Here is a 15,020-nt window from a genome sequence, read left to right as displayed (position 1 = left end):
TGTTCCGGACACGTCGCCGAAGATGACCGGTCCTCTTGGGCGATGGGCGTCGAAGCCGCTCCTTGCCGCCGCGCGGAGAGGCGCGGATACTGTGACCATGGCCATCCGGCAGGCCCCCGTCATCGACTGGACGGGACGCTTCGAACTGCTCAGCGCGAACGAGGCGGACCTCGACGCCGCCCAGCTCGACGAGCTCGGCCAGGCGGCGTGGTTCATCGGACGTGACGACGTCTCCGAGCGCGCCTGGGAGCGCGCGCACCTGCGCTTCCTCGACGCGGGCCTGACGGCGGATGCCGTGCGCTGCGCGTTCTGGCTCGGATTCACGCTCGGCGAGCACGGGGAGCAGGTGAAGGCCCGCACCTGGATGGGCCGCCTGTTCGAGCTGTGCGAGCGGGCCGCCGGCGACGCCCGAACCGACGCCTGCGCCGCGCTCTGCCGTGCCCAGGTCGCATACATGCGCGGCGAGCTGGATGAGGCGGCCGGGCTGTACCGCGATGCCGGGCGGCTGGCCGCATCCAGCGAGCCCGACGTCGAAGTGCTCGCATCGATGGGCGAGGGCCGAGTGCTCATGCGCGTGGGCCGCATCGACGAGGGTGTCGCCTGCATGGACCGGGTCATGCTGCTGATCGGGTCTGGACGCGTCACCGATCGCGCGGCCGGCCCCGCGTACTGCGCGGTCATCGCGGGTCTGCTCGCCCGCGGCGACATCGAGAGGGCGCGGGTGTGGACGCGTGATCTCGGCGACTGGTGCGATGCGCAGCGCGGACTCGAGCCGTTCCGCGGCGAATGCACCCTGCACACCGCCACCGTGATGCAGTTCGGCGGCGAGTGGGCCGCGACATCCGAGGCCGCCGAGAGCGTCTGCCGCACCGAGGAGCGCCCCGACACGCTCGGCAACGCCTGGTATCGGCTCGGCGAGCTGCACCGCGTCGCGGGCCGCGCCGACGCGGCCCGTGAGGCGTATCGCCGGGCCGCCGCGCTGGGCCGCGAGGTGCAGCCGGGCCTCGCGCTCGTGCACCGCGATGCGGGTGAGCTCGATGTCGCGTGGGCGGGTCTCGAGCGGGCGCGGGCGACCGCCACGACCCCGTCGGACAGAGCCGAGATCCTCTCTGCTGCCGCGCAGATCGCCCTCGAGCGGCGGCGGCCCGCCGACGCCCGCATCGCGGCGGACGAGCTGCGCTCTGAGGCGGATGCCGGCGACATCCTGTATCTGCACGCCCTGGCGAACCGCGCCGATGGCGCCGTCGCCACCGCCGAAGGGCGCGGCAGGGAGGCGCATCGGATGCTGCGCACGGCGTGGGCGCAGTGGCGGCAGCTCGATGCGCCCTACGAGGCCGCGCTCACGCGCATGGCGATCGGCCGGTGCGCGCGTGACGGCGGCGATGACGAGGGCGCGCTGCTCGAGTTCGACGCCGCCCGCGTCGTGCTCGAGTCGCTCGGGGCGATCCCGGATCTCGCCCGCTTGGAGCGGCTCGCGGCATCCGCACCCGGCGCGATCGCCGCGGGTCCTGGTCTGAGCCGCCGCGAGCGAGAGGTGCTCGACCTCGTCGCGCACGGCTGGTCGAATCGCCGCATCGCGGAGCGGCTGTTCCTCAGCGACCGCACGGTCGCCCGTCACGTCGGCAACATCCTCGCCAAGCTCGGCGTACCCAGCCGCTCGGCCGCGACCGCGTACGCCTTCGAGCACGGGCTCGTCGCAGCATCCTGAATTGGTCATTTCTGCCGATGCCGGCTCCGCCCCGCCCTCCGTAGCGTCTGCAGGAAGGAGGAAATCATGTCCACGACATCACTCGACCTGGCCATCATCGGAGCGGGTGCGGCAGGGCTGCACGCCGGCCGCCGCGCTCACGACCGCGGCATCGCCTTCGAGATCTTCGACGCGCACGCCCGCATCGGCGACCCCTGGCGGGAGCGCTACCACTCGCTGCGCCTGTTCACGCCGCCGCGGTGGGCGAGCCTGCCGGGGCTGCCGATCGGCGTCGGCTTCTTCGCCTACCCGACGGGTGCGCAGCTGGCCGACTACCTCGAGCGGTACGCGGCCGCCTTCGACCTCCCCGTGCGCACCTCTGTGCGGGTCGAGCGGCTGACGGTCGAGGCAAGCCGGTTCCGGCTCGCGCTGTCGAGCGGCGACCAGGTGCTCGCCGATCGTGTGATCGTGGCGGTCGGCGCTCACCACCGTCCCATCACTCCCGGTTTCGCAGCCGACCTCGATCCCGGAATCCGCCAGGTCCACTCGCTGGACTACCGAGGCCCTGAAGACCTCGCGCCGGGCGCCGTGCTCATCGTCGGCGCGGGCAACTCGGGCACCGACATCGCGCTCGAGGCGGTGGCCGCCGGTCACCCGACCGTGATCGCCGGGCGCAATCCGGGCGAAGTGCCAGGCCGCATCGACACGCCCATCGGCAACCTCGTCATGGGCATCTTCATCCGGCGGCTGGTGAACACCACGGTCGACACCGAGAAGGGCAGGCGTTTCCGCGACGAGCATCGCGGGCACGGCGTCAATCTCGTGCGCAACCGCATGGCCACCTTGGAGAAGGCGGGCATCCGCCACGTCGGCCGGGTCGTCGGGGTCGAGGCCGGCCTGCCGGTGCTCGACGGCGGAGAGCGAGTGGATGCCGCAACCGTCGTGTGGTGCACGGGTTCGCTGCCCGTGTTCGACATGATCGGCATCCCGGGCGCTCTCGACGAGCACGGCTGGCCAGCGCATGAACGGGGTCTGGCGACCGCAGTGCCGGGGCTGGCGTTCCTGGGGCTGCCGTTCCAGTACTCCGTGGCGTCGCCGACCCTCATGGGGATGGGTCGCGACGCGGCGTTCGTCGTCGACCGGCTGTTCGCTGCTCAGCCGGCCTCGCCGGCGGTCGCCGCCTGAGGGGGCTGGGGTCAGCGCACCGGCAGGAAGTGCGTCGGCGTCGGCACGTCGGCCTGATGACGGATGCCGAGGGGCGCCCCGGTGCGCTCATCGAGATCGATCAGGCTGATCGTGTCGGAGCGCTGACCCGCGACGAGCAGCTTGCCCTCGTGCACGAGATGGTGCCGCGGCCAGTCGACGCCCGAGTCGGCGAGCGCGATCGGCTCGAGGGTCTCTCCGGCGCCTCGGACCCGCAACGCGGCGATGGTGTTGCTTCCGCGCAGCGCCGTGTACATGAACTGCCCGTCGCGGGTGCGGGCGAGTTCGGCCGGGAAGTCGACGCCGATCTCGGCGATCGGGCTCGAGAGCACCGATGAGACGACGGCCCAGGTGCCGTCGGGGCGGGCGGCGAGCGTGAAGACCTCGCACGAGTACTCGGTGACCACGTGCAGATGCCCGCTGGGATGCACGACCATGTGCCGCGGTCCCGTGCCCTTCGGCAGCACCACCTCGTGATCGAGCGTCAGCCCGGATGCGGTCGGCCGCCAGATCCGCACCACGTCGAACCCGAGGTCTGTCGTCGCGATCCGACCGTCGGCGAGGAACGCCGCGGCGTGCGCGTGCGATTCGCGGGCACCCTCTTCGGCCGCTGAGCCAGGGTCCCCGTGCCCCGAGGCTCCAGGCGGCGCAGCCGCGCCTTCTGGAGCGGGCATGGGGCGCGAAGCGTACGGATCCTTGGCCGCGACCCCGGTGCCCGCGGGCACTGCCGTGTCTTGCAGCGGCTCGCCGAGCAGGGCAGCGCGCAGCTCGGCAGCCTTGTTCGCGGCATCCGCAACCAGGCGACCAGCGCCGTCGATCCCGATGCGCACCACCCGCCCGTCTCCGTAGCAGCTCGCGATCAGGTAGCGCCCCGAGGGCGCGACCGCGAGGTGGCAGACGTACTTTCCCGCCTCGACCGGCTCGTCGAGCGGGGTCAGCGTCGACTCGCCGCTGCGTGCGAAGGCCTGCACCGCCGCATCGTCCTCGAGAGCCGCGTAGACGACGTCGAGAGTCGGATGCTGCGCCAGCCACGACGGCGACGGAGTTCTTGTCACGGCTCCGCGGTAGCTCAGCGCGGTCTCGGCGCCCGCATCTCCCGCGAGGAGTCCGATGCCCTCGGCCGTGCCCTCCATCGCGGGGCCGTAGCCGCCGAGCCAGAACCGCGTCATGCGGCATCCCCTCTCCCCGAGTGCACGACTTGCCGTCGAGTGCACGCTTTATCGACGTCGATAGCCCGTGCACTGGGCAACAGCCCGTGCACTCGTGGCGCGCTCAGTCGAGCAGGTCGTGACGGACGATGACCTGATCGCGCTCGGGGCCGACGCCGATCACCGAGATGCGCGTGTTGCTCATCTTCTCGAGCGCGAGCACGTAGTCCTGAGCGCTCTGCGGCAGGTCCTCGAAGGTGCGAGCCGTCGAGATGTCCTCGCTCCAGCCGGGGAAGTACTCCAGGATCGGCGTCGCGTGGTGGAACTCGGTCTGGTTGACCGGCACCTCGTCGAAGCGCACGCCATCGACGTCGTAGGCCACGCAGACTGGCACCTGCTCGAGGCCGGTCAGGATGTCGAGCTTGGTGAGCACGAGGTCGGTGATGCCGTTGATGCGGGTCGCGTAGCGCGTGATCGGGGCGTCGTACCAGCCGACGCGACGCGGGCGGCCGGTCGTGGTGCCGAACTCGAAGCCCTGCTTGCGCAACCACTCGCCCTGCTCGTCGAACAGCTCGGTCGGGAAGGGGCCCGAGCCCACGCGCGTCGTGTACGCCTTCACGATGCCGACGATGCGGTCGAGCGACCCGGGGCCGACGCCCGAGCCGGATGCCGCGCCCGCCGCCGTCGCGGTCGACGAAGTGACGAAGGGGTAGGTGCCGTGGTCGATGTCGAGCATGGTCGCCTGGCCGCCCTCGAAGACGACGACCTCGCCTCGGCCGAGAGCCTCGGCGATGAGGTGACCGGTGTCGGCGACCATCGGACGCAGACGCTCGGCGTAGACGAGCAGCTCTTCGACGATCTCGTCGACGGTCACGGCACGGCGGTTGAAGACCTTCACCAGCAGGTGGTTCTTCTGGTCGAGCGCGCCGTCGACCTTCTGGCGGAGGATGTTCTCGTCGAAGAGGTCCTGCACGCGGATGCCGACGCGATTGATCTTGTCGGCGTAGGCCGGGCCGATGCCGCGACCCGTGGTGCCGATGTTGCGCTTGCCGAGGAAGCGCTCTGTGACCTTGTCGAGCGTGCGGTGGTACTGCGTGATGATGTGCGCGTTCGCGCTGACCTTCAGACGCGAGATGTCGATGCCGCGGGCGCTCAGCGCCTCGAGCTCGCTGAACAGCACCTCGAGGTCGATCACGACGCCGTTGCCGATCACCGGAGTCACGCCCGGGGAGAGGATGCCGGAGGGCAGCAGGTGCAGCGCGTACTTCTCGTCGCCGACGACGACCGTGTGGCCGGCGTTGTTGCCGCCGTTGAACTTGACGACCCAGTCGGTGCGCTCGCCGAGCAGGTCTGTGGCCTTGCCCTTGCCCTCATCGCCCCACTGGACGCCGACGATAACGATTCCTGGCATGGGAGACCCCCTTGCTTTCGCCGGGTTTGCACCGGCTGATGAGCTGGCCCTCTTCGGGCCTTTCCATCCTACCGAAGGCCCCGACACGGCCCGTTCTGCGCGGCCTCCTCCCCCGCCGGGACCCCACCGCTAGAGTGAGCTTCCGGAGGTAGACATGACGAAGTGGTGGCCCTTTGCACGCCTGGCGGCGGCCGTTCTCGGCACGGCCGCGATCATCGCCCAGCTGTCGCAGACCCTGCGCAATGCCGGCGAATCGCAGACCGAGTGGGGCGGCCACATCCCCACCGTCCTCACCAACTTCTTCAGTTTCTTCACCATCGAGTCGAACGTGCTGGCCGCCGTCGCGCTCGCGATCGCCGCGATCTGGGCGTGGACGGCCGGCCGCGACGCTGACCGCGAACCGACCTGGCTCGCGACGCTTCTGGTGTGCGCGAGCACCTACATGATCGTCACCGGCATCGTCTACAACCTGCTCCTGCGCGGCTACGCGCTTCCGCAGGGCCAGACCGTGTGGTGGTCGAACGAGGTGCTGCACGTCGTGATCCCGGCGTTCCTCCTCGCCGACGTCCTGTTCGCCCCGCGCCACCGGGCGATGCCGTGGAACCGGGTGCTGATCGCCGCTGCGTTCCCGATCGTGTGGGTCGTGTACACGCTGATCCGCGCAGACTTCATCATCGCTCCGAACACCGGCGATCACTGGTGGTACCCGTACCCGTTCCTGAACCCGCACTTCATCCCTGGCGGATACGTCGGCGTGGCCGGCTACGTGGTCGGCATCGCCATCGCGATCCTCGCGGTGGCGGCGGGCGTCGTGTGGATCGGGCGCCGCCGCGAGGCCCGCGTCACGGCATCCGTCGCCTGACCCGGGCCTGCGGTCCACTCAGAGCCCGCGGATGCCGCCTTTCGCGATGCCCAGCTCCGAGAGCCGCGCTTCCGCCTGAGTGCGCTTGAGTTCGAGCGACTCGCCGATCTCGGCCGCCAGCCGCGGACGTGTCCTGATCAGCTCGTCGACGGTGTTCAACGGCAGCACCACGACGGTCAGGATCTCGCCGGCGATCGTCACGACCTTGGTGCGCTCACGGGTCAGAGCGGTCTGCCCGATCATCTCGCCCTTCTCCGTCGCTCCCACCTCGATCCGTCCGCCGTCGGCCTCCAGCGACAGCAGCGCCCGACCCGACAGCACCACGCGCACCTCGTCGGGCACGACGCCGCTCGGGAGCACGACCTCTCCCACCCCGTAGCGCTCGAGGTGCGCGGTCGAACGCAGTGCCTCGGCATCGTCTTCGCGCAGGTGGAGCGTCGGCGCGATCTCGGCCAGCGCCGCGGCGAGCACCTGCGGTTCGGCGAGCGGATCGGTCGAGTCCCCGTCGAGCGCGAACCGGCGCCGACGTGCGGCGTACCAGAGCCACGACAGATACATCGACAGCGCGCGGGCGGCGTCAGCAGGGGCGGCGACCGGGATGGAGACTCCGTAGGCGCCCGCGCCCGAGTACTGCACCGACGCCCGCTCTCCCGGCATCCGCATCGGAAGGGCATCGGCCGTCTCGAGAAGCAGCGCCATCACCTCGTGCGGCGGATCGTCGGTCGAGAACTTCACCTCCGTCTCGGCGGAGTACGGTCCGTCGGGCTGGCTCATGTTGGTGAAGGATGCGCCCGAGAGGTTGGAGTTCGGGACGATCTGGATGCCGGATCCGGTGTCGATGTGCACGGCGCGCCAGTTCACCTCGACGACCCGGCCCTTCACGCCGCCGGTGTCGAGCCAGTCGCCGATCTTGAACGGCTGCTCGAACAGCAGCAGGAGCCCCGAGATCACACCCCCGACCGCATTCTGCAGGGCCAGGCCGATCACGATGGATCCGACGCCGAGCGCCGTGAACAGGCCGCCGACGTCGGCGTCCCACACCCAGGAGAACAGCAGGGCGAGCCCGATCACGACGAGCGTAAGGCGGGCGATCTCCACGAAGATCGACGGGATCCGCTCGCGCCAGGTGCCGGGCGTCGCGTTCGCGAACAGCGCCACGTTGAACGCCGACAGCACGAGCAGGATCACGAGGAAGCCGAACACGGTCGCGACCACCCGCACCCACACCCGGTCGGCGGGCGACTGGATCGCGAACGCGAGCAGCGCGAAGAGGGCTCCGACCGGGACCACCCAGTTGCGCAGCATCCGCAGCGGCTTGGCCACCGGGTTCCCCCGTCTGCTCAATGCGCCGATGGCCTCGGTGAGGATCACCAGGAGCACGGGCACGCCGACGGCGAGCGCGATCACCCACCAGGCCCAGCCGTCCTGGAACGCCTCGGCCATGTCAGGCCACCTTCCAGACGGTCTCGGTGCGGCCCTGCGACTCCACCGTCCCGGCTTCGACGTAGGTCACCAGCTCCTGCGTGCGGTCGCGCACGGTCTGGCTGACGTAGATGCCGGGCTCGCCGGTGACGGATCTGACGCGATAGGCGAGGTTCACCGCGTCGCCCCAGAGGTCGTACGCGAGGCTGGTGCGACCCACGAGACCGCTGGTCACGGTGCCCGTGTCGACGCCGGCTCTGAGCGAGATCTGCGTGCCGTTCTGCGAGTTGAACCGCTCGATGACTCCGAGCAGGCTGCGAGCGAACTCGACGCTGCGGCGGATGTTGTCGACGCGAGGCACCACGAGGCCGGACGACGCCAGGTACCCGCCGCGCAGTGTGCGCACCTTCTCGACGCCCGCCTTCTCGGCCGCTTCGTCGAACCCCCGCATGAGCGTGTTGAGCAGTGCGATCTCCTCGTCGCTGCTCAGCCCGCGAGCCAGATCGTCGAGGCCGACCACCTCGGCGAAGACCACCGACACGTTCTCGTGCGCCTCCGAGATCGCCTCCTCGCCCTTCTTGTACTTCGTGGCGACGCTCTCGGGCATGAGCGTGAGAAGCAGCTTCTCGTTCTCGATCTGCTGCTCGTCGATCAGCTGCTGCTTGATCCGCAGGCTCGAGGCCATGTCGTTGAAGGCGCTGCCGAGGTCGCCGAACTCGTCGCGCGAGGAGTGCGGCACCTGCACGTCGAGGTCGCCTTCGGCGACTCGGTGCACGGCGCCGACCAGGCGGTTGATGGGCCTGGTGAACACCTGCGCCAGCAGCAGCGAGAGCAGCGAGACGGCGAGCAGGATGCCGAGCAGCGACAGCAGCACGGTGCGGGTGAAGTCGGCGACCGGCGCGAATGCCTCGGCGGAGTCGATGCGGGCGATGATCACCCAGTCGAGGCCTTCGACCTCCAGGGGTGCGTAGGCGGTGAGGCTGTCGCCGCCGATGAAGTCGCGTCCCTCGGTCGTGCCGCTCTTGCCCGCCTGCGCATCCGCCACCGCTTTGGTGGTGACGGGCTGCAGCAGGACGGTCCCTCCGACTTTGACGATGCGATCGGCGATCGACGGCGCGATGCCTCCGCTGATGAGTCGCCTGTGGTACTCCTCCGGATCTTCCTCGAGCAGGCGCGCCGTGCTGCGCATCAGGTCGTCGCGACCGACGAGGTAGACCTCGCCCGTGTCGCCGAGGCCTTCGCTCTTCCACTGCTCGTGGCCCGTCGTGACGCCGTTGATCTTGTCGATCGGGATCTGGAAGGCGATCGCGCCGGTGATGCGGCTGTCGTTGCCGACCGGAGAGACCACCCATATCGACGGGACATTGAACGACGGGATCCATCGCTCGAAGTCGGTCATCTCGATGCTGTCGACGGAGTTGGTGGCGATGACGTCACGGTAGGCGTCGGCGAACGCCGTGTCACGATACGGCCCCGTGTTCAGGTTGGTGCCCAGATCGACGCCCTTGTACGCCGAGAACACGACGTCGCCGTCGAGGTTGAGCAGCAGTGCGTCCTCGTAGCCTGCCCGGTCGATCAGCCTCGTGAAGTAGTCGCCGTACCGATCGGCCATCGCCGAGTAGGTCGTGCCGTCACCGGCGTCGTTCGCGGTGAGCAGCGTGTCGTAGTCGGCGTCGAAATCCTGGTTCCTGGTCGAGTAGTGCAGTTGCAGATACTTCCCGGCGTTGGATTCGGGGATGAAGGCCTTGGTGCCGTAATCGTCGCCGGTGCGCTTCTCGAGCTCGGGCACGAAGGTGTCGGCGTAGTACGACTCGAGCTGCGCCTGCTGCTCCTCGCTGATCTGCTGCTGCTGGAGCTCGTCGAACGCCGCGTTCATCTCGTTCGACAGCGTCTGCGCGCTGAGGTTGCGCGAGTTGAGAGACGCCGACTCCTTGACGTCGTCGAGCGCCTCGACGACCTCAGCCGCGCGCATCGAGCGGATCGTGATGAGCTGATCGACCGCCGCGGCGTGCAGCGACTGCCGTCCGTTCAGAAATCCGATCGCGCCCACGACGATCGACGAGAGCAGACTCACCGCCAGGAGCATGATGAGGAGCTTGGACTGGATGCTCAGCCCCGGCCGGCGCAGGCGCCGCCATCCTCGTTCTCGGGTGCCGCTGATCCGCTCGCTCGTGTCCGTCATGTGCCCTCCGCCACGCATGAGTTCCGCGTCCCCGCATCGAACATATCGATGTGGCGGTCTTCGCGTCTAGGGCTGGGCGCGGCAGGACGAACAGCTCCGCAGGCGGGGTGAGAGCCGGGGGGGCGGCTCAGAGGGAGGTGTCGACGCCGATGCCGTGCTGTCTGCGGAACCACTTCTCCGCAGCATCCGCGTCGCCGGCGAGCATGGCGGCGCGCATCTCGCGGAAGCACTCGAGACGGTGCTCGGACGAGCCCTCTTCAGGGTGCAGGTGGCGCAGGTTTCGAGCCACGAGAAGACTGGTCTCGGCCATCATCGCCGAGAAGACCGGATTCGCGCTCTTGCCGACGAGGTACTCGAGCAGCACGAGCGACTCGTTCATCATGGCTTCTGCATCGTCGGCTTCGGTCGCGGCGATGACATGGTCGAGGAGTTCCACCGCCTCCGCGAGCTCATCGGCATCCATCCGACGCATGGCGAGCTGCAACGCGACGCTGGCCTGCATGCCCATGTACTCGAGCGTGCTGCTCACCATCTCGTCAGTGATCTCGGTGACACGGGTGTAGCGGCTGGGAGCGACTTCGACCAGACCGACCCATGTCAGGCGCTGGAGGGCCTCGCGCACGGGCGTGCGCGAGATGCCGAGAGCTGCCGCGAGCTCCTTGTCGTTGACCTTCTCGCCGGGCTCGAGCGTTCCCTCGACGATCGCGTTGCCGACGATGTCGAAGATCTGGTCGGCGAGCGCCGAACCCTCCACGCTCACGGGGCCGAGTCGCTCATCGAGCGACACCTGTGCATCAGTCATGCTGTACAGCTTTCTGTGTTCAATTCGCGCCCACGGGCCCCTCGCGGCGCGGCTCGATACTACGGGGGAAAGTTCAAGGTTTCCTGGCAGCACACCGGTACTCTGATCCGCACCTCGTCTCGCTCGGATCTCGCCCGACGAAGGGCCACCTCCCCCGACAGTCAGAATCCCGCTATATTGGCGAGCACGCACGCGGTCGTCGGAGAGTGGTCGACCGCCCAGCCGGCGGGGAGCTCGGCTGATCAGGCCTCAGGGCTCGCGTGGGAGAGGGATCGGCGGTACGAGATGGACCACGGGCAGGAGGGGCCCGCTGCGGAGTCGAGCGCGCCAGCTGGCCACAGCAGGCGCGACAGCCGGCACGCGGCGGAGGCGACTCTGCCCGCCGCGGGAACCGTGGCTCGAGTGCACGCCCGGGTCTCGGGCTGGTCGCGACCGCGCAAGATCCTTGCGATCGGCTCGGTCGTGGGCGGTGTCGGGCTCATGGCCTTCGGACTGCTCACGTCGGGCGGCGGCGATCTGACCGCGCTCGCGAACTCGCCGGTGACGACCTATGCCGACCGAGCCGACGACAAGGTGCCGGCAGGCGAGTACGGCCTGGTGGATCGCACCGGTGCGCCCACGGCCCCCGCCGATGACTCCGCGACCGAGGATCCGAAATCCGAGGACGCACCGAAGACCGCGCCGGAGTCGGCGTCGCCGACCACGCCGGGATCCGAAGGGCAGAGGACCACGCCCGGCACCACAACGCCGGGGACGACGACACCCGGCACCACGACCCCGGGAACGACCCCGGGGACCACGCCCGGAACGACGCCGACCGACCCCGGGACGCCGACCACGCCCACCACCCCGACGACGCCCACCACGCCCACGACGCCCACCACTCCTCCACCTGCACCGAAGCCGCTGGCCTGGGGCGGGCTGCAGAAGAACACGGCGATCGTCGTTCTCGTGCCCGTGCTCAGCAGCTACACGCTCACGGTCACCGGAAACCCCGGCTCGCAGGCATCCGTCAACTATGGCTCCTCGAACGCCGGCACCGTCACGTTCGGCGCCGACGGTCGTGCCTCGATCACCTTCGGCAGGTCGCTCATCGACCTGGGCCTGTCGAACCCCACGATCCGCGTGGCGTACTCCGACGGCACCGCCGGGTCGGCGATCGAGGCCCGTCGAGACGACATCTGAGCCACTCGGTCAGATCGGCCCGCGGGCCGCTCTCAACGGGAAGGACCGCCGCCCCCGGCGAGCACGTCGCGAACCGACTCGATGACCCTGTCGAGACACTCCGCGAAGCTCTCGTGCCCGGGCCCGTCGGTCCATCGCTCGAATGCACTCTGGGCCGCGAGCGTGGCGATCTGAGCCACGAGTCGCGCGCGGTCCTCGTCGACATCCCGCCGGAGGAGTGCGGTGCGGATCGCGTCGGCGACGGCGGCGAACTTGCTGCGCTCCCGCTCCTGGAGCTCGGGGCTGGAAGCGATCACGGCGCGGCGCTCGGCGCTGCGTCCGACGTGCTCGGCGAGCGCGGCACCGGCCTGGGCGAAGGCCTCGACAACCGCTGACAACGGGGAAGCGGCGGGGTCGGCGGCGAGGACGGCGTCACCGATCACGATGGGCAGCCTCTCCGAGCCGGCGAACAGGACTTCGCGCTTGTCGGGGAAGTAGCGGAAGTACGAACGTCGCGTGATGCCGGCCCGCTCGGCGATCTGCGTCACGGTCACGTCGTCGTATCCGTGCTCCGCGAAGAGGTCGAGAGCCGCGCGGGTGAGGCGCTCTTCGGTTCCGGGATCCCATCTGGCCATACCGCACGATATCAAGTGATGCCTCAGTGTGTCATCAGTGGTATCGTTCTGATGACACAGTGAGACATCACTGTGCGTCACCCCGCCTTGACCGGACGACAGGAGCACTCTCATGACGGACACCACACGGACCCCGCGAATCGGCGAGATCTGGGTTCTCGGGGCCAGCGGGCGCATCGGACGCGCCGTCACGGCGGACCTCGCGGCTCAGGGGCTGGCGCCGGTGCTGGTGGGACGCGGAAGAGACGGCGAGAGCCTGCGCACGAGAGCCGCGGAGCTCGGCACCCGCGCCGTCATCGTCGAGTCGGTGGACGACATCGTCGCGGAGATCGTTCGGCAACGACCTGCGGTCGTGTTCAACGGCATCGGCGACTACGCCGAGACGGCGACCGTCATCGCCCGCGCCTGCATGCCGGGGGGCCACTACCTCGACATCGCCGCCGACCTCACGTCCGTGCCCCGGATGCTCAGCCTGCACGAGGAGGCCGAACGGGCGGGCAGCACGCTCGTGACCGGCTCCGGCTTCGGCGTCCTGGCCACGGAAGCCGTCGTCATCGCACTGTGCGCGGATCGTCCGACACCCGCCAGCGTCCGGGTCGACGCGCTGGCCTCGGTGTCGCTCGACGCCGGAGTCGTCGGCGCCGCCTTCGCCGCCTCCATGATCGACATGTTCACCATCGGCGGTCGCCGCTACGTCGACGGGCGCCTGGTCTCCGCGCCCCTCGGCTCCGATCCGCAGAAGCTCTCCCTGCCCGATGGCGAGCAGGCGAAGACCGCGAGCGCGCCCATCGCAGAACTCCTCGCCGCGCACCGCGCCAGCGGGGCTCCGTCCGTCACGGCGACGACGGCGATGGCCCCCTCCTCCTCCGGGGTGCGCGCCGTCGCGCCTCTGGCGGGAAGGCTGCTGTCGATCGGAGCACTGCGCCGCTTCGCCCTCCGCCGGATGGCGAAGGCCGAGATGAAGCAGACTCCGGCGCCGCGCCGGCACTCCTGGGGCCATGCGATCGTCTCCTGGCCCGACGGCACCCGTCGCGAGGGCTGGCTGCGTGCTGGCGACGGCATGGCGTACACGGCCGCGGTCGCCGCCTCCGTGGCGGCCGCCCTGGCTCGTGGTGAGGGCGCGCCGGGCGCCTACACGCCCGGTGCCTTGTTCGGTCCCGGGCTCGCCGAGCAGGCGGGTGGGCAGTTCCTGATCGGCGACGCCGCCGATCAGGACTCGGGCGGTCCGGTCGGGCGCTGAGGATGCCGCGGCATCCGTCATGGGCAGATCTCCCCACCGCGAGCACAGCGCCGTGCCGTTACGCTGAATCGGGGGATCGCTGTCGTGTCCCCGTGCGAAAGAGGAGACACCGATGAACGAGCCGTACGCACCCGGCGCAGGTCAGGCCCCGCCCCTGCCGCCGGCACCGCCTGCCCCCGCGGCTCCGCCTGCCCCCGCGGCTCCGATCGCGGCCGCACCGCCGGCACCGCCGGCGCCCCCGACGCGCTCCAACGCCGGGCAGCCCTCGGCGAACCGGCAGGGCCCGTCGGCGGAAGAGCTCGCGCACGCGGGCAAGGTGCTCGGGATCATCTCCGACTCGTACTCGGCGAAGATGGTCGGCCAGGAGCGCCTGCGCATGAGCCTGCTCATCTCGCTGATCGCCGGCGGCCACATCCTGCTCGAGAGCGTTCCGGGTCTCGCCAAGACCACCGCCGCGAGCACCCTGTCCGACACGGTCAAGGCCTCGTTCAAGCGCATCCAGTGCACCCCCGATCTGCTGCCCAGCGACATCACCGGCAACCAGATCTACGACGCGTCCAGCGGCACCTTCCGCACGGTCCTCGGCCCCGTGCACGCCAACTTCGTGCTGCTCGACGAGATCAACCGTTCGAGCGCGAAGACCCAGAGCGCCATGCTCGAGGCGATGCAGGAGCACCAGACCACGATCGGCGGCGAGATCCACCACCTGCCGAAGCCGTTCCTCGTGATCGCGACGCAGAACCCGATCGAGCAGGAGGGCACCTACGAGCTCCCCGAAGCGCAGATGGACCGCTTCCTGCTCAAGGAGATCGTCGAGTACCCGAGCCCCGCCGAGGAGTTCGAGATCCTGGGGCGCATCGACTCCGGCGTGCTCGATCCCGACCGCCACGTCGAGAGCGCCGTGACCCTCGACGACGTGCGGATGCTGCAGGACACCGCGTCGCGCATCTACGTCGACCCGGCGATCCGCAACTACATCGTCTCCCTGTCGTACGTGACGAGGAACCCCGCGCCGTACATCGGCGAGGAGCGCGCCCGCTACATCAAGTACGGCGCGAGCCCGCGCGCGAGCATCGCGTTCCTGCAGGCGTCGCGTGCGCTCGCCCTGCTGAACGGCCGCGCGCACGTGCTGCCTGAGGACATCCGCTCGCTCCGCCACCTCGTGCTGCGCCACCGCGTGCTCCTCACGTTCGAGGCCGACGCCGAGGGCATCCGCAGCGAGGAGATCATCGACCAGATCTTCGCCGCCGTCCCGACCCCCTGA

At 69.8% G+C, this 15,020-nt stretch carries 12 protein-coding genes; 6 read left to right on the top strand and 6 right to left on the bottom strand.

The genetic code is table 11. From position 1 onward, the window contains the following. Positions 1-97 precede the first annotated feature (97 nt). Both RS84_RS05135 and RS84_RS05130 read left to right on the top strand, forming a co-directional pair. Positions 98-1,708, top strand: coding sequence for a response regulator transcription factor (locus tag RS84_RS05135; RefSeq protein WP_045256708.1), 1,611 nt, complete (start codon positions 98-100; stop codon positions 1,706-1,708). Positions 1,709-1,774: 66 nt separating this feature from the next. Continuing rightward, complete coding sequence (locus RS84_RS05130) at positions 1,775-2,872, top strand: flavin-containing monooxygenase (RefSeq protein ID WP_045256707.1); 1,098 nt, start codon at positions 1,775-1,777, stop codon at positions 2,870-2,872. A gap of 11 nt (positions 2,873-2,883) precedes the next feature. Here the strand turns inward: RS84_RS05130 and RS84_RS05125 are convergent, their stop codons facing one another. Beyond that, positions 2,884-4,059, bottom strand: coding sequence for a lactonase family protein (locus RS84_RS05125; RefSeq protein ID WP_045256706.1), 1,176 nt, complete (start codon positions 4,057-4,059; stop codon positions 2,884-2,886). Between the two features lie 103 nt (positions 4,060-4,162). Continuing rightward, positions 4,163-5,449: an adenylosuccinate synthase gene (locus tag RS84_RS05120; RefSeq protein WP_045256705.1), complete on the bottom strand. Its 1,287-nt coding sequence runs from the start codon at positions 5,447-5,449 to the stop codon at positions 4,163-4,165. A 154-nt stretch (positions 5,450-5,603) separates the two neighbouring features. Between RS84_RS05120 and RS84_RS05115 the strand changes: the two genes are divergently transcribed. After that, a complete protein-coding gene (locus tag RS84_RS05115; protein ID WP_045256704.1) occupies positions 5,604-6,311 on the top strand; it encodes a Pr6Pr family membrane protein in 708 nt (235 codons plus the stop codon). Positions 6,312-6,329: 18 nt separating this feature from the next. Here RS84_RS05115 and RS84_RS05110 read toward each other — a convergent pair whose 3' ends face one another. From RS84_RS05110 to RS84_RS18615, 3 genes are all read right to left on the bottom strand, one after another. Next, the gene (locus tag RS84_RS05110) at positions 6,330-7,754 is read right to left on the bottom strand and encodes a mechanosensitive ion channel domain-containing protein (RefSeq protein ID WP_045256703.1); all 1,425 of its coding nucleotides are present in this window, start codon (positions 7,752-7,754) and stop codon (positions 6,330-6,332) included. A 1-nt stretch (position 7,755) separates the two neighbouring features. After that, positions 7,756-9,915 (bottom strand): adenylate/guanylate cyclase domain-containing protein, encoded by a 2,160-nt coding sequence (locus tag RS84_RS05105; RefSeq protein WP_045256702.1) that lies wholly within the window; start codon positions 9,913-9,915, stop codon positions 7,756-7,758. A 127-nt stretch (positions 9,916-10,042) separates the two neighbouring features. Then, the gene (locus RS84_RS18615; protein WP_052676226.1) at positions 10,043-10,717 is read right to left on the bottom strand and encodes a GntR family transcriptional regulator; all 675 of its coding nucleotides are present in this window, start codon (positions 10,715-10,717) and stop codon (positions 10,043-10,045) included. Positions 10,718-10,894: 177 nt separating this feature from the next. On the opposite strand from RS84_RS18615, the gene RS84_RS19410 reads away from it, so the two are divergent. After that, positions 10,895-11,902 carry a hypothetical protein gene (locus RS84_RS19410; protein WP_200891978.1) on the top strand — a complete coding sequence of 336 codons (1,008 nt, stop codon included), beginning with the start codon at positions 10,895-10,897 and terminating at the stop codon, positions 11,900-11,902. A gap of 32 nt (positions 11,903-11,934) precedes the next feature. On the opposite strand, the gene RS84_RS05090 is transcribed toward RS84_RS19410, so the two are convergent. Then, positions 11,935-12,516: a TetR/AcrR family transcriptional regulator gene (locus tag RS84_RS05090; protein WP_045256701.1), complete on the bottom strand. Its 582-nt coding sequence runs from the start codon at positions 12,514-12,516 to the stop codon at positions 11,935-11,937. A 112-nt stretch (positions 12,517-12,628) separates the two neighbouring features. Between RS84_RS05090 and RS84_RS05085 the strand changes: the two genes are divergently transcribed. Further along, the gene (locus RS84_RS05085; protein ID WP_045256700.1) at positions 12,629-13,756 is read left to right on the top strand and encodes a saccharopine dehydrogenase NADP-binding domain-containing protein; all 1,128 of its coding nucleotides are present in this window, start codon (positions 12,629-12,631) and stop codon (positions 13,754-13,756) included. 112 nt (positions 13,757-13,868) lie between these two features. Next, on the top strand, positions 13,869-15,020 hold the full coding sequence (locus RS84_RS05080; RefSeq protein WP_082062055.1) for an AAA family ATPase: 1,152 nt from the start codon (positions 13,869-13,871) through the stop codon (positions 15,018-15,020).

The sequence above is a fragment of the Microbacterium hydrocarbonoxydans genome (genome assembly GCF_000956475.1).
Taxonomy (GTDB): Bacteria; Actinomycetota; Actinomycetes; order Actinomycetales; family Microbacteriaceae; genus Microbacterium; species Microbacterium hydrocarbonoxydans_A.
Note: the sequence above shows the minus strand (reverse complement) of the source record. Positions and strands in the feature narration are given on the sequence as shown.